The organism is Pseudomonas corrugata (assembly GCF_001269905.1).
GTDB lineage: Bacteria > Pseudomonadota > Gammaproteobacteria > Pseudomonadales > Pseudomonadaceae > Aquipseudomonas > Aquipseudomonas corrugata.
In genome coordinates this window covers 1-14,072 of sequence record NZ_LHVK01000027.1, presented here as the reverse complement: position 1 = coordinate 14,072, position 14,072 = coordinate 1, and the positions used below count along the sequence as shown (strand labels likewise).

The window sequence follows — 14,072 nt, the reverse complement described above, 5'->3', positions numbered from 1 at the left end:
CTATGACTCAGATCGCCCGCATCAGCGACACCGGCAATGAACGCCGCCTGCAAGCCGAACGCCTGGTCGGCGCCCAAGCCTTGCAAGAAGCCCAAGCCCTGCGCTTCAACGTCTTCAGCGGCGAATTCAACGCCAAGCTCAAGGGCGCGGAAATGGGTCTGGACATGGATGACTACGATGTTCACTGCGCCCACATCGGCGTACGCGACCTGAACACCGGCCGCCTCGTGGCGACCACCCGCCTGCTCGACCACCAGGCCGCCAGCAGCCTGGGCCGTTTCTACAGTGAGGAAGAATTCAGCCTCCACGGCCTGATCCACCTCAAGGGTCCGATCCTGGAAATCGGCCGTACCTGCGTCGACCCGGCCTACCGCAACGGCGGCACCATCGCGGTGCTCTGGGGTGAACTGGCCGAAGTCCTGAACGAAGGCGGCTACAGCTACCTGATGGGGTGCGCGAGCATTCCGATGCAGGATGGTGGCATCCAGGCCCAGGCGATCATGCAGCGCCTGCGCGAGCGCTACCTGTGCACCGACCACCTTCAAGCCGTGCCGAAAAAACCGTTGCCTGCCCTCGATGTACCGTCCAACGTCATCGCCGAAATGCCACCGCTGCTCAAGGCCTACATGCGCCTGGGCGCGAAGATCTGCGGCGAGCCGTGCTGGGACGAAGACTTCCAGGTGGCCGACGTGTTTATCCTGCTCAAGCGCGACGACCTCTGCCCACGCTACGCCCGCCACTTCAAGGCAGCGGTGTGATGAGTCGGTTACGGGTGTACGCGCGTATCGCGCGAGTGCTGCTGGTGGTAGCGCTGGGCCTGGCGATGGCCTGCGTGTTCGGTCTGTTCGAACGCCTGGGACATGCCAACTCCATGATGCGTCGTCAGCGTTGGTCAAGATTCTTCATGGCTCGTCTGAGTAATGCCCTGCCCTTTTCCGTCACCGTCCACGGTCAGTTGCCACAACGGCCGATGTTATGGGTCAGTAATCACGTGTCCTGGACCGATATTCCCCTGCTGGGCATGCTCACGCCATTGTCGTTCCTGTCCAAAGCCGAAGTGCGCACCTGGCCGGTGGCCGGCTGGCTGGCGGCCAAGGCCGGCAGCCTGTTTATCCGGCGCGGCTCGGGTGACAGCCAGTTGATCCGCAAGCAGATGAGTCGTCATCTGGAACAGGCTCATCCGCTGCTGATGTTCCCGGAAGGCACCACCACCGATGGCCGCTCGTTGCGCACTTTCCATGGTCGCCTGCTGTCGGCAGCCATTGATGCCGATGTAGCGTTGCAGCCCGTGGCGATCCGTTACCTGCGCAATGGCGAGCCTGATTCGCTGGCGCCATTCATTGGCGACGACGACTTGTTGTCGCATCTGATGCGCTTGTTCAGCAACGATCTGGGTGATGTGCACATCCACCTGTTGCAACCCATCACCTGTCACGGACAGGAACGTGCCGCCCTGGCCTTCCAGGCGCAGCAGGCGGTGCACAAGGCCTTGTTCGGTACGGTTCCCGAGAAGCAACAGGCCCCGATGCGTCCTGCCATTGCGGCTTGATCCAAACCTTTGCGCAATCCCTTGTGGGAGCGAGCCTGCTCGCGATAGCGGTCTGACATCCAATAGCGATATTGACTGTTACACCGCTATCGCGAGCAGGCTCGCTCCCACATTTAGATTTGCGGCGTGGCGGGGTTCGTCGCAAACGCTTGAAGCTGCGGATAGAACAAGCGGAAATCCTCGCTCAACGGCTCATAGAGCCGGATCAACTCCTCCATCGCGCCCGCCAGTTCCTCCGGTCGGGACAGGCGTCGGGAAATGCCCCGCAGTACCTGCCCGAGCACCTCGAATTCCTGGTAGGACCCCAGCCAGTCATCTGCGGCCATGTAGGGCGCGATGTGCGCAAGGCGTCCCGGTAACTGCGGTTCGTCGGCCAGCACCCGGTACACTCGGGAGGTGAAGTCCGCCAGTGCCCCGTCGCCATACAGCACCCAATCCCGGGCCAGGCAATGGTCGAAAAACACGTCGAGCACGATGCCGGCGTAGCGTCGCCGTACCGTGGAAAAACGCGACAACGCGGTATCTACCAGCGGGTGTTGGTCGGTGTACTGATCGACGCGTCGATGCAGGGCAATGCCTGCTTCAATCCGTGGGTCATAGGTGCCTTGCAGCGGCCCCTTGACGAAGTCGCCATAGAGACTGCCGAGCAGTTGTTCCCGGCCGGAGCCGCCGAGGTGCAGATGCGCGAGGTAGTTCATGAGGTGCAGCTTAGCACCGCCACGCCAATATCGTTATAACCCGATATAGCGATTCGTTCGGGATTCAGATCAAATCCATATTGGTATATCGCGAAATAACGATTTAAAGTTCGCCTCATCGCGATATAGCGTTCTATCCCTCTGAACCCACTACGAACTGCCCTTATGACCCTCGACCTCGACGAAATAATAAAAGCACTGGCACACCCGGTACGGCGAGACATCCTCAACTGGCTCAAAGACCCCAAGGTCCAGTTCCCTGAACAATTGCACAACCACGAATTCGGCATCTGCGCCGGACAGATCGACCAGCGTTGCGGCCTGTCGCAGTCCACGGTGTCGGCCCATCTGGCGGTGTTGCAACGGGCGGGGCTGATCACCAGCCAGAAGGTCGGTCAGTGGCACTTCTTCAAACGCAACGAGGAAGTGATCCAGCAGTTCCTCAAGCAAATGAGCCAAGAGCTCTGACAAGGATTCGCCATGCCCCTCTCACTCCTTATCCTGGCCCTGAGCGCCTTCGCCATCGGCACCACCGAGTTCGTCATCCTGGGCCTGTTGCCCGATGTGGCGGCTGACCTGGGTGTATCGATACCCGGCGCCGGCTGGCTGGTGACCGGCTACGCCCTGGGCGTGGCCATCGGTGCTCCCTTCATGGCCCTGGCCACCGCCCGGCTGCCGCGCAAGGCCGCCCTGGTGTCGCTGATGGGGATTTTCATCATCGGCAACCTGCTGTGCGCCATTGCCAGCGACTACAACGTGCTGATGTTCGCCCGGGTCGTGACCGCCTTGTGTCACGGCGCCTTCTTCGGGATCGGTTCGGTGGTGGCCGCCGGGCTGGTGGCGCCCAACAAGCGTGCCTCGGCCGTTGCCCTGATGTTCACCGGCCTGACCCTGGCCAACGTGCTCGGCGTCCCGCTGGGTACGGCGCTGGGCCAGGAAGCCGGCTGGCGTTCGACCTTCTGGGCCGTGACCCTCATCGGCGTGGTGGCGCTGATCGGTCTGATCCGCTTCCTGCCGGCCAAGCGCGATGAAGAAAAGCTCGACATGCGCTCGGAACTGGTGGCGCTCAAGGGAACGGGCCTGTGGCTGTCCCTGGGCATGACGGCGCTGTTTTCCGCCTCGGTGTTCACCCTGTTCACCTACGTCGCCCCGTTGCTGGGTGAAGTCACCGGCGTGTCGCCCCGTGGCGTGACCTGGACCCTGGTGCTGATCGGCCTGGGCCTGACCCTGGGCAACATCATCGGCGGCAAGCTGGCGGACAAGAGCCTGGCGAATACGCTCATCGGTGTGTTCATCACCATGGCCGTGGTCTCCACCATTTTGAGCTGGACCAGCGTGGCGCTGATCCCGACCGAAATCACTCTGTTCCTCTGGGCCACCGCGTGCTTCGCGGCCGTACCGGCCCTGCAAGTCAACGTGGTGACCTTCGGCAAAGAGGCGCCCAACCTGGTCTCCACCCTGAACATCGGCGCTTTCAACATCGGCAACGCCTTGGGCGCCTGGGTCGGCGGCAGCGTCATCGACCAGGGCCTGGGCCTGACCACCGTCCCCCTGGCCGCCGGTGCGCTGGCGGTACTGGCGCTGTTGACCACCCTGATTACTTTCCGCCAGAGCGCTAACCCCGACCTGGCTCCGGCAACTCGTTGACTTCTACCTTCCACTTTCGAGGCTTGTAATTCATGACGACTATTTTCGACCCGATCAAACTCGGCGACATCGAGCTGAACAACCGCATCATCATGGCGCCACTGACCCGCTGCCGCGCCGACGCAGGCCGCGTGCCCAACGCGTTGATGGCCGAGTACTACGTGCAACGCGCCTCCGCCGGCCTGATCCTCAGCGAGGCCACCTCCGTCACGCCAATGGGCGTGGGCTACCCGGACACCCCGGGCATCTGGTCCAACGACCAGGTGCGCGGCTGGTCCAACGTGACCAAGGCGATCCACGGTGCCGGCGGCAAGATCTTCCTGCAACTGTGGCACGTCGGCCGGATCTCCCATCCGTCGTACCTGGATGGCGAAACCCCGGTGGCACCCAGCGCCATACAGCCTAAAGGCCATGTGAGCCTGGTGCGTCCATTGGCCGATTACCCGACGCCACGGGCCCTGGAAACCGCTGAAATCGCCGACATCGTCGACGCCTACCGCGTAGGCGCCGAGAACGCCAAGGCCGCCGGTTTCGACGGCGTGGAAATCCACGGTGCCAACGGCTACCTGCTCGACCAGTTCCTGCAAAGCAGCACCAACCAGCGCACCGACAACTACGGCGGCTCCCTGGAAAACCGCGCTCGCCTGTTGCTGGAAGTGACTGACGCCGCCATCGAAGTCTGGGGCGCTGGCCGGGTTGGCGTGCACTTGGCGCCACGTGCCGACTCCCATGACATGGGCGATGAGAACCGCCTGGAAACGTTCAGCTATGTAGCCCGCGAGCTGGGCAAGCGTGGCATCGCGTTCATTTGCTCCCGCGAGAAGGAAGGCGACGACAGCATCGGCCCGCAACTCAAGCAAGCCTTCGGCGGCCCGTACATTGCCAACGAGCGCTTCACCAAGGACAGCGCCAATGCCTGGCTGGCTGAAGGCAAGGCCGATGCGGTGGCATTTGGCGTGCCTTTCATTGCCAACCCGGACTTGCCGGCACGCTTGAAAGCCGATGCTCCGCTGAACGAGCCACGCCCGGAAACCTTCTATGGGAAAGGCCCGGTGGGTTATATCGATTATCCGGTAATGTAAGTTTCAGAACGGCCCCTACTGAAAAGCCCCGACTCGAAAGAGCCGGGGCTTTTTTATGCCTATCCACTTTAAGCCTGCATTATTCACTCAAAGCCGAAATATCAAATAACAAGACAAAACCTGCTCACTATGGATTCCCGCCTCGAACAACGCCAATAATAAAACCCGAACGACACCTGCCCCACTCAAAGGACTGACGCTTATATATATTTATTTCTAGAAAACATTCAAAACGCTGATCAATGGAAATCAGCAACAACATTGACTTGATCAAACACAACAGCATACACGCCCAACGCATGCAGGCTTCAGCGAGCCCTGCATTCATGAGAGACCCATGACTATGAACCCCCTGAAAAATCTTATCCCTGCACTGATAATGGGCACCACCATGGTTGCCCATACCATGGCCGCCACCGAAGTCACCGTGGAAATCAAAAACAATACTCGCGGCACATTGAACATGACCAACTTGTTGACTGACCCAGCGCAAGACGCGGACTTCCCCTTAAGTGCTCATGACGTACTGCCAAAATCAACTTACATTCTCCGTGTGGCCCACCAAAGAAATTACACTTACCCAACATCCGGCTGGCAGCCCACGCTGAAAAAAGTCAAACCTATCGAACTCGTTCTCAACTACAAAATGAGCAACTTCAATTTCGAGTGCCAGATGCAAACCCGCTTCCAGGCGCCCATCGTTATTGGCGCCCTGGAACCCAGTTACAAGCCGGACTGGAAAAGTCGAGCGAACTACACCGGCAATGGCCAGTTCACTTGCAGAACAGAAATCACCCGAAAAATGCTCGAGCCGCCCTTCAACTACACCGTCCGCCTGATCGTCGAATAGACCAGAGGGTCGGTAGGCGGTAGCGACCTACGCGCTGCCAATCTGCCTGCGGTTCATCTATAAAGTACCCCGTCGGGCTGAAAGTCCGACGGGGTATGTGCTATCCGCTATTGACACATATCGACGCAATTACGCATTTTGTTTCATTTGCGCAGGCTGGGGCTCAGGCGCAGCATATCCAGCCCGATGTCCACCCAGCGCTCGGCCTCACCAGCCAGGGCGAAGCTGTCGGGGACCAACAACCACTGGTAGAGGATGCCGTCGATATAGGCATGAAGGGCAACCGCTGCCCTCTCCGGGTCCAGATCACCCGGCAACTGTCCACGCTTCATTGCATTACGCAACGACAGCGCGATACGCACATTGCAGTCGAGGCTGACTTCGCGCCGCTGCTGGCGCAAATCGCACATCTCATCGGTGAACTCGCACTTATGGAAAAGAATCTCATTGATGCGTCGGGTTTTCGGATCCAGGGCCACCTGCTGGAACAACCGCACCAGCAACTTCTGGACGCAGCCCAACGGGTCCAGCTCTTCTTCACTTTCACTGGCACGGGCCAGATCATCGAGCGGCTCATGCAAGGTGTCGAGCATGGCCTGGAGCAGATCCGCCTTGTTGCTGAAATGCCAGTAGATAGCCCCGCGTGTCACACCGGCCAGGGTCGCAATGTCGGCCAGCGTCGTGCGCGCCACGCCACGCTCGAAAAAGGCCTTTTCGGCCGCTTCGAGTATCTGGCTGCGAGTCTCCAGGGCTTCCTCTTTGGTACGACGAACCATGGCAGTAAACACCTCAATCAGGATGCATCAGCAATGCGTAAGGTCAGCTGAGCGAATAGAGAACGCTTGCGCATAGAGCGCGTCTCCGGTCAACAGGGCCTTTGTCAGGCTTTTGTAAAGCTGGATGGTACGCAATTTGGCTGTTTACAAACAACCATGTACGTAAGTATATTTCTTAGCAACCTACTAATTGAAAAATGCTGCCTTTTTTTATCGTTGAATAATGCTGCCTTTTTAACCTTCCACCTTTCGAGTGCGCCTGTTGCGCGCCTGACCCGAGGATTTCCATGCAATTCAAGCCAGCTGTTACCGCTCTGGTTACCGCCATCGCCCTGACATCACTGCTCAGCGGATGCAAAAAGGAAGAGGCGGCCCCCGCCGCTCCACCCCCTCAGGTCGGCGTCGTAACCCTCAAAACCCAGCCTTTCACCTTGACGTCCGAGTTGCCCGGCCGGACCAGCGCGTTCCGTGCCGCGGAAGTCCGTCCACAGGTCAACGGCATCATCCTCAAGCGTCTGTTCAAGGAAGGCGCCGACGTCAAGGCCGGCCAGCAGCTGTATCAGATCGACCCGGCCGTGTACGAAGCGACCCTCAAGAGCGCCGAGGCCAACCTGCGATCGACCAAATCCATCGCCGATCGCTACAAGCAGTTGGTGGATGAACAGGCCGTCAGCCGCCAGGAATTCGACACCGCCATGGCCAACCGCCTCGAGTCGGAAGCCAACCTGCAAACCGCCCAGATCAACGTGCGCTACACCAAGGTCTATGCACCGATTTCCGGCCGCATCGGTCGTTCTTCGGTAACCGAGGGCGCGCTGGTCAGCAACGGTCAGGCCGACGCCCTGGCAACTATCCAGCAGTTGGACCCGATCTATGTCGACGTGACACAGAGTTCGGTCGAACTGCTGCAACTGCGCCGTGAGTTGGAAAGCGGCCGGTTGCAGAAGGCTGGCGACAACGCCGCCATGGTCAAGCTGACTCTGGAAGATGGCAGTCCATACGCTCACGAAGGCAAGCTGGAGTTCTCCGAAGTGTCGGTCGACCAGACCACTGGTTCCGTCACCTTGCGAGCCGTGTTCCCCAACCCTGACCACACCCTGCTGCCGGGCATGTTCGTCCATGCGCAATTGCAGGCCGGTGTGAACAGCGCGGCGATTCTCGCGCCACAACAGGGCGTGACCCGCGACCTCAAGGGCATGCCGACCGCATTGGTGGTAGGCCCGGACAACAAGGTCGAACTGCGTCAGCTCAAGGCCAGTCGCACCGTCGGCAGCCAGTGGCTGATCGAAGACGGGCTCAAGGCCGGCGATCGCCTGATCACCGAAGGCCTGCAGTACGTACGGCCAGGGGTTGAAGTCAAGGCCACCGAAGCCACCAACGTGAGCACCAGCACAGCCACCAAGAACCCGGCCCCCGCTCAGGCAGCTGACAAAGCAGCCGGCGGCAAAGGGGAGTAAACCATGTCGAAATTCTTTATCGACCGTCCGATTTTCGCCTGGGTGATTGCCCTGGTGATCATGCTGGTCGGGGCTCTTTCGATCCTCAAGTTACCAATCAACCAGTACCCGAGCATCGCGCCGCCGGCCATCGCGATCCAGGTCACCTACCCGGGTGCATCCGCGCAAACCGTGCAGGACACCGTGGTCCAGGTCATCGAGCAGCAGCTCAACGGTATCGACAACCTGCGTTATGTGTCCTCGGAGAGTAACTCCGACGGCAGCATGACCATCACCGCGACCTTCGAGCAGGGTACCAACTCCGATACCGCGCAGGTTCAGGTCCAGAACAAACTGAACCTGGCCACCCCGTTGCTGCCGCAAGAAGTGCAGCAGCAGGGTATCCGCGTGACCAAGTCAGTAAAAAACTTCCTGATGGTGATCGGCGTCGTGTCGCGTGACGGCAGCATGACCAAGGACGACCTGTCCAACTACATCGTGTCCAACATGCAGGATCCGATTTCGCGCACTGCCGGTGTCGGTGATTTCCAGGTCTTCGGCGCCCAGTACGCGATGCGGATCTGGCTCGATCCGGCCAAGCTGAACAACTATGCCCTGACCCCGGTGGACGTCAAAACCGCTATCGCCGCGCAGAACGTCCAGGTGTCGTCCGGCCAGCTCGGTGGCCTGCCTGCCTTGCCCGGCCAGCAACTGAACGCCACTATCATCGGCAAGACCCGCCTGCAGACCGCCGAGCAGTTCAAGGCGATTCTGCTAAAGGTCAATCCGGATGGCTCGCAAGTGCGCGTCGGTGACGTCGCCGATGTCGGCCTCGGCGGCGAGAACTACAGCATCAGCGCCCAGTTCAACGGTGCCCCGGCCTCGGGTCTGGCAGTCAAACTGGCCAACGGCGCCAACGCCCTCGACACGGCCAAGGCCCTGCGCAAGACCATCAATGACCTCAAGCCGTTCTTCCCGCAAGGCATGGAAGTGGTGTTCCCCTACGACACCACGCCAGTGGTGAGCGAGTCGATCAAAGGGGTGGTGGAAACCCTGGTGGAAGCAGTCGCCCTGGTGTTCCTGGTGATGTTCCTGTTCCTGCAGAACTTCCGCGCCACCATCATCACCACGATGACGGTGCCGGTGGTGCTGTTGGGTACTTTCGGCATCCTCGCGGCGTTCGGCTTCAGCATCAACACCCTGACCATGTTCGGCATGGTGCTTGCCATCGGCTTGCTGGTGGACGACGCCATCGTCGTGGTGGAAAACGTCGAGCGGGTGATGAGCGAGGAAGGCCTGTCTCCCAAGGAGGCGACGAAGAAGTCCATGGGCCAGATCCAGGGTGCCCTGGTGGGTATTGCCCTGGTGCTGTCGGCGGTACTGCTGCCGATGGCGTTTTTCGGCGGCTCCACCGGTGTGATCTATAAACAGTTTTCCATCACCATCGTCTCGGCCATGGCCCTGTCGGTACTGGTGGCGCTGATCTTCACCCCGGCACTCTGCGCGACCATGCTCAAACCCATTCCCAAGGGTGAGCATGGCGTGGCGAAACGTGGATTCTTCGGCTGGTTCAACCGTAACTTCGATCGCAGCGTGCAAAGCTACGAGCGGGGTGTCGGCAATATCCTGCGCCATAAAGCGCCGTACCTGCTGGTTTACCTGATTATCGTCGTCGGCATGATCTGGCTGTTCATGCGTATTCCGGCCTCGTTCCTTCCCGAGGAAGACCAGGGAGTGCTGTTTGCCCAGGTCCAGACGCCAGCCGGATCCAGCGCCCAGCGCACCCAAGTGGTGGTGGACAAGATGCGTGAGTACCTGCTGCGTCCAGGTAAGGATGGCGGTGAAGGTGATGGCGTGGCCTCGGTATTCACCGTGACCGGCTTCAACTTCGCCGGCCGCGGCCAGAGCTCGGGCATGGCGTTCATCATGCTCAAGCCGTGGGAAGAGCGTAACGCCGATAACAGCGTGTTCAAGATCTCTGCCCGCGCCCAGCAGCATTTCTTCACCTTCCGCGATGCCATGGTGTTCGCCTTTGCCCCACCGGCGGTGTTGGAGTTGGGTAACGCCACCGGTTTCGACGTGTTCCTGCAGGATCGTGCCGGCGTTGGCCATCAGAAGTTGATGGAAGCGCGTAACCAGTTCCTGGGGATGGCGTCCCAAAGCAAGGTACTGGCCCAGGTACGTCCGAACGGCCTGAACGACGAGCCGCAATACCAGCTGGAAATCGACGACGAAAAGGCCAGCGCACTGGGCGTGACCATTTCAGATATCAACAACACGCTGTCGATTGCCCTGGGCAGTAGCTACGTCAACGACTTCATCGACCGTGGTCGGGTGAAGAAGGTGTATATCCAAGGACAGGCAGGCGCTCGCATGAGCCCCGAAGACCTGCAGAAGTGGTACGTGCGCAACAGCGCGGGAACCATGGTGCCGTTCACCGCGTTCGCCAAGGGCGAGTGGATCTATGGCTCGCCGAAGCTGTCCCGTTACAACGGCGTGGAGGCGATGGAAGTGCTCGGCACCCCGGCTCCGGGTTACTCCACGGGTGAAGCGATGGCCGAAGTCGAAGCCATCGCCAAAAAGCTGCCGGCCGGTGTCGGTATTTCCTGGACCGGCCTGTCGTATGAAGAACGACTGTCAGGCTCCCAGATGCCGGCGCTGTTCGCCCTGTCGATCCTGATGGTGTTTCTCTGCCTGGCTGCGCTTTATGAAAGCTGGTCGATTCCGATTGCGATCGTACTCGTGGTGCCGTTGGGGATCATCGGTGCATTGCTGGCCACCAGCTTGCGCGGTCTTTCCAATGACGTGTACTTTCTGGTGGGTTTGTTGACCACCATCGGCCTGGTCGCGAAAAACGCCATTCTGATCGTCGAGTTCGCCAAGGAATTGCACGAGCATGGCAAGAGCCTGCAGGAGGCGGCCATCGAGGCTTGCCGGATGCGACTGCGGCCGATCATCATGACCTCGCTCGCGTTTATCCTTGGCGTCGTCCCTCTGGCGATCTCCACAGGCGCAGGCTCAGGCAGCCAGCATGCCATCGGCACCGTGGTCATCGGCGGGATGATCACCGCCACCGTCCTGGCGATCTTCTGGGTGCCGCTGTTCTTCGTGACCATATCGTCGATAGGTCGTCGCAAGCAGGACGACACCCCTGAAACTTTTAAAGAGGCTGGGCAATGAGCAAGTCGCTACTCTCTCTGACCATCGCCGCCGTCGTGCTCAGCGGCTGCTCGCTGATCCCCGACTATCAGCGGCCCGAAGCACCGGTCGCGGCGCAATACCCGCAAGGCCCGGCCTACGAGCCGGCCAAGGCGGCCGGTCAGGCTGCCGCGGAACAGGGCTGGAAGCAGTTTTTCCATGACCCTGCCCTGCAACAGTTGATCCAGGTCGCCCTGGAGAACAACCGCGACCTGCGCGTCGCGGCGCTGAACATCGATGCCTACGCCGCGCAGTACAACATCCAGCGGGCTGACCTGTTCCCGGCGGTCTCGGCCACGGGTTCCGGCAGCCGCCAGCGGGTACCGGCACGGGCCTCGCAAACCGGTGAAGCGGCCATCAGCAGCTCCTACTCGGCCACCTTGGGCATCAGCGCCTATGAACTGGACCTGTTCGGTCGGGTTCGCAGCCTGAGCGAGCAAGCGCTGCAAAGCTACTTCGCCACCGAGGAAGCCCGCCGCAGCACCCAGATCAGTCTGGTAGCCAGCGTCGCCAACGCTTACCTGACCTGGCAGGCCGATAAGGAACTGCTCAAGCTGACCCAGGAAACCCTGGCAACCTACGAGCAGAGCCTCAAGCTGACCACGCGCAGCGCCGATGTTGGCGTCGCCTCGGCGCTTGATCTGAGCCAGGCGCGCACGGCAGTGGAAAACGCCCGCGTACAGCTGGCCCGCTACACCCGCCAGGTGGCCCAGGACGAAAACAGCCTGACCCTGCTGCTGGGCACCGGCCTGCCGGCTAACCTGAACTCGCAACCGCTGAGCGATGATCTGCTCAGCGAAGTGCCGGCCGGGTTGCCGTCGGACCTGCTGCAACGTCGTCCCGACATTCTCCAGGCCGAACACAACCTGCTCGCCGCCAACGCCAACATCGGTGCCGCTCGGGCCGCGTTCTTCCCGAGTATCAGCCTGACGGCCAACGCTGGCACGTTGAGCCCGGACCTGTCCGGCCTGTTCAAGGGCGGCTCCGGTACCTGGACCTTCGCCCCGCAGATCAACCTGCCGATCTTCAACGCCGGCAGCCTGCGAGCGAGCCTGGACTACGCCAAGATCCAGAAAGACATCAACGTCGCTCAGTACGAGAAGTCGATTCAGACGGCCTTCCAGGAAGTCTCCGACGGCCTGGCCGCGCGCCAGACCTACAACGAACAGTTGCAGGCCCAGACCGACTTCGTCGCCGCCAACCAGGACTACTACCGTCTGGCCGAGCGTCGCTATCGCATTGGTGTCGACAGCAACCTGACCTTCCTCGACGCCCAACGCCAGCTGTTCAGCGCCCAACAATCGCTGATCACCGACCGCCTGGCGCAATTGACCAGCGAGGTCAATCTGTACAAGGCACTGGGTGGCGGCTGGAATGCCGAGACCGGCAAGAACGAGCCGGTGAAAGAAGAAGCACCGAAGATGAAATTGTTCTGACTTGATGCTTGAACGCTGAAACACGAAGCCCACCGAGAGGTGGGCTTCGTGTTTGGGTTTCTACAGGGTTGTGTGGGAGCAAGGCGGCCGGGGTTTTGTTTACTGAGTACATATCCATTGCTGCGGTAACGGCCACTTAGGGTTTCGCCCTGACGGCGACTTACTTTCTTTCAAACGCCAAAGAAAGTAAGCAAAGAACGCTGGCCCCACCACTCGGCACCTCGCCTACGCTCGGTGTGCCCGCCGCGAAGGGCCATCCATGGCCCAGCGCGGCTATCCCGGCATCCATGCCGGGATGCCCACTGCGCAATGCCTGCGTTCAGCCAGCGTGGTTAATGGGGCATTCAAGATCAAGATCAAGATCAAGATCAAAAGCAAGAGCCAAAACGCGGTGACCAACTGAAGTACTGCCATCGCGAGCAAGCTTTGCTCCCACAGCCCAGCTGGGGGATAAACCCCACTTGGCTAACGCGGGTCGACGATATCCAACGCACGATTAGCCAATAGCTCACTCAATTCAATCATCTGCGCCACGCCCAATGAGACATGCCGCCGCAGGCTTGCCCGCGAAGGCGTCGGCACATTCGACACGGATGCAAGCTGACCCACCGCTTTCGCGAGCAAGCCCGCTCCCACCGAACTGGGGGGTAGACGCTGGATTTGGGAGCACCCCAATCCACTGTGGGAGCGAGCCTGCTCGCGATAGCGGAGGACCAGGCACAGCTGTGTTGTCTGACACGCCGCTATCGCGAGCAGGCTCGCTCCCACAGGTTTTTGGGTTGAGCTCAGGTGTTTTTGCCGTTCGATAATCGCCCAAAACCGTTTATCGCCAATTGAAGCGATCCCGGCCTGCCCTTCACCATCCCTCACACATAACAAGAACGACAGGTTCCTCGCCATGACCACACGCCCCGCCTCGCCCGGCTGATCCTCAGCTATTTCCCCTCGACTCCACCGTTCCGTCTGCAACCCCAGGTTTGCGGCAACGGCTCTTTTCATCCATAAAAAACAGAGACACGCCCATGAAGTCCACACAACATTTGTTCCCCAGCCTCATCGCGGTTGCCTTGGCCGGCTCTGCCCTGCCTGTCCTGGCCGCAGAGTCGGGATTTGTCGACGACGCCAAGGCCACGTTGACCCTGCGCAATGCCTACTTCAACCGCAACTTCACCAACCCGAACAACGCCCAGGGCAAGGCCGAGGAATGGACCCAGAGCTTCATCCTCGACGCCAAGTCCGGTTTCACCCAGGGCACGGTGGGGTTCGGCATGGACGTGCTGGGCCTGTATTCGATCAAGCTCGATGGCGGTCGCGGCACCACAGGAACACAGTTGTTGCCGGTGCACGATGACGGCCGCCCGGCCGATGATTTCGGCCGCCTGGGTGTCGCCCTCAAGGCC

13 protein-coding genes and 1 pseudogene are annotated in these 14,072 nt (G+C 60.5%); 11 read left to right on the top strand and 3 right to left on the bottom strand.

Annotated features, from left to right (window positions below; translation table 11 throughout):
• The first annotated feature begins 2 nt into the window (after positions 1-2).
• Together olsB and AD665_RS24825 are read left to right on the top strand one after the other, a co-directional pair.
• Complete coding sequence (olsB, locus tag AD665_RS24830; RefSeq protein ID WP_024780682.1) at positions 3-758, top strand: L-ornithine N(alpha)-acyltransferase; 756 nt, start codon at positions 3-5, stop codon at positions 756-758.
• A complete protein-coding gene (locus AD665_RS24825) occupies positions 758-1,549 on the top strand; it encodes a lysophospholipid acyltransferase family protein (protein WP_053194268.1) in 792 nt (263 codons plus the stop codon). The genes olsB and AD665_RS24825 overlap by 1 nt, the downstream gene beginning before the upstream one ends.
• A gap of 113 nt (positions 1,550-1,662) precedes the next feature.
• On the opposite strand, the gene AD665_RS24820 is transcribed toward AD665_RS24825, so the two are convergent.
• On the bottom strand, positions 1,663-2,247 hold the full coding sequence (locus AD665_RS24820) for an acyl carrier protein phosphodiesterase (RefSeq protein WP_024780680.1): 585 nt from the start codon (positions 2,245-2,247) through the stop codon (positions 1,663-1,665).
• A gap of 165 nt (positions 2,248-2,412) precedes the next feature.
• Here AD665_RS24820 and AD665_RS24815 point away from each other — a divergent pair, with 165 nt between their 5' ends.
• The 4 genes from AD665_RS24815 (at position 2,413) to AD665_RS24800 (ending at position 5,826) form a co-directional block, all read left to right on the top strand.
• The gene (locus AD665_RS24815; RefSeq protein ID WP_003198672.1) at positions 2,413-2,715 is read left to right on the top strand and encodes an ArsR/SmtB family transcription factor; all 303 of its coding nucleotides are present in this window, start codon (positions 2,413-2,415) and stop codon (positions 2,713-2,715) included.
• A 12-nt stretch (positions 2,716-2,727) separates the two neighbouring features.
• Positions 2,728-3,894 (top strand): MFS transporter, encoded by a 1,167-nt coding sequence (locus AD665_RS24810; RefSeq protein WP_053194267.1) that lies wholly within the window; start codon positions 2,728-2,730, stop codon positions 3,892-3,894.
• A gap of 32 nt (positions 3,895-3,926) precedes the next feature.
• Complete coding sequence (locus AD665_RS24805; protein WP_041021127.1) at positions 3,927-4,976, top strand: alkene reductase; 1,050 nt, start codon at positions 3,927-3,929, stop codon at positions 4,974-4,976.
• 337 nt (positions 4,977-5,313) lie between these two features.
• Positions 5,314-5,826, top strand: a complete 513-nt coding sequence (locus AD665_RS24800; protein WP_081357983.1) for a hypothetical protein — start codon at positions 5,314-5,316, stop codon at positions 5,824-5,826.
• Positions 5,827-5,969: 143 nt separating this feature from the next.
• Here AD665_RS24800 and AD665_RS24795 read toward each other — a convergent pair whose 3' ends face one another.
• Positions 5,970-6,602, bottom strand: a complete 633-nt coding sequence (locus tag AD665_RS24795; protein ID WP_024780676.1) for a TetR family transcriptional regulator — start codon at positions 6,600-6,602, stop codon at positions 5,970-5,972.
• Positions 6,603-6,889: 287 nt separating this feature from the next.
• On the opposite strand from AD665_RS24795, the gene AD665_RS24790 reads away from it, so the two are divergent.
• The 4 genes from AD665_RS24790 to AD665_RS27650 all read left to right on the top strand — a co-directional run bounded on the left by AD665_RS24790 (position 6,890) and on the right by AD665_RS27650 (position 13,075).
• Entirely contained in the window at positions 6,890-8,059 is a 1,170-nt protein-coding gene (locus AD665_RS24790; RefSeq protein ID WP_024780675.1) for an efflux RND transporter periplasmic adaptor subunit, read from the top strand.
• 3 nt (positions 8,060-8,062) lie between these two features.
• Positions 8,063-11,218, top strand: coding sequence for an efflux RND transporter permease subunit EmhB (gene emhB / locus AD665_RS24785; RefSeq protein ID WP_024780674.1), 3,156 nt, complete (start codon positions 8,063-8,065; stop codon positions 11,216-11,218).
• Positions 11,215-12,672 carry an AdeC/AdeK/OprM family multidrug efflux complex outer membrane factor gene (gene adeC / locus AD665_RS24780; RefSeq protein ID WP_024780673.1) on the top strand — a complete coding sequence of 486 codons (1,458 nt, stop codon included), beginning with the start codon at positions 11,215-11,217 and terminating at the stop codon, positions 12,670-12,672. Before emhB ends, adeC begins: the two co-directional genes overlap by 4 nt.
• A gap of 259 nt (positions 12,673-12,931) precedes the next feature.
• Positions 12,932-13,075 (top strand): hypothetical protein, encoded by a 144-nt coding sequence (locus AD665_RS27650; RefSeq protein ID WP_053194265.1) that lies wholly within the window; start codon positions 12,932-12,934, stop codon positions 13,073-13,075.
• A gap of 62 nt (positions 13,076-13,137) precedes the next feature.
• Here the strand turns inward: AD665_RS27650 and AD665_RS28280 are convergent.
• A pseudogene (locus AD665_RS28280) lies at positions 13,138-13,296 on the bottom strand (DUF6124 family protein); the annotation flags it as partial.
• 398 nt (positions 13,297-13,694) lie between these two features.
• Here AD665_RS28280 and AD665_RS24765 point away from each other — a divergent pair.
• A partial coding sequence (locus tag AD665_RS24765) for an OprD family outer membrane porin (protein WP_155514798.1) occupies positions 13,695-14,072 on the top strand: 378 nt, incomplete at its 3' end.

Excerpts from the sequence above, each read along its gene's own strand:
- olsB (WP_024780682.1), top strand. The coding sequence starts at position 3 with ATGACTCAGATCGCCCGCATCAGCGACACCGGCAATGAACGCCGCCTG.
- AD665_RS24825 (WP_053194268.1), top strand. The coding sequence starts at position 758 with ATGAGTCGGTTACGGGTGTACGCGCGTATCGCGCGAGTGCTGCTGGTG.
- AD665_RS24820 (WP_024780680.1), bottom strand. The coding sequence starts at position 2,247 with ATGAACTACCTCGCGCATCTGCACCTCGGCGGCTCCGGCCGGGAACAA.
- AD665_RS24815 (WP_003198672.1), top strand. The coding sequence starts at position 2,413 with ATGACCCTCGACCTCGACGAAATAATAAAAGCACTGGCACACCCGGTA.
- AD665_RS24810 (WP_053194267.1), top strand. The coding sequence starts at position 2,728 with ATGCCCCTCTCACTCCTTATCCTGGCCCTGAGCGCCTTCGCCATCGGC.
- AD665_RS24805 (WP_041021127.1), top strand. The coding sequence starts at position 3,927 with ATGACGACTATTTTCGACCCGATCAAACTCGGCGACATCGAGCTGAAC.
- AD665_RS24800 (WP_081357983.1), top strand. The coding sequence starts at position 5,314 with ATGACTATGAACCCCCTGAAAAATCTTATCCCTGCACTGATAATGGGC.
- AD665_RS24795 (WP_024780676.1), bottom strand. The coding sequence starts at position 6,602 with ATGGTTCGTCGTACCAAAGAGGAAGCCCTGGAGACTCGCAGCCAGATA.
- AD665_RS24790 (WP_024780675.1), top strand. The coding sequence starts at position 6,890 with ATGCAATTCAAGCCAGCTGTTACCGCTCTGGTTACCGCCATCGCCCTG.
- emhB (WP_024780674.1), top strand. The coding sequence starts at position 8,063 with ATGTCGAAATTCTTTATCGACCGTCCGATTTTCGCCTGGGTGATTGCC.
- adeC (WP_024780673.1), top strand. The coding sequence starts at position 11,215 with ATGAGCAAGTCGCTACTCTCTCTGACCATCGCCGCCGTCGTGCTCAGC.
- AD665_RS27650 (WP_053194265.1), top strand. The coding sequence starts at position 12,932 with ATGGCCCAGCGCGGCTATCCCGGCATCCATGCCGGGATGCCCACTGCG.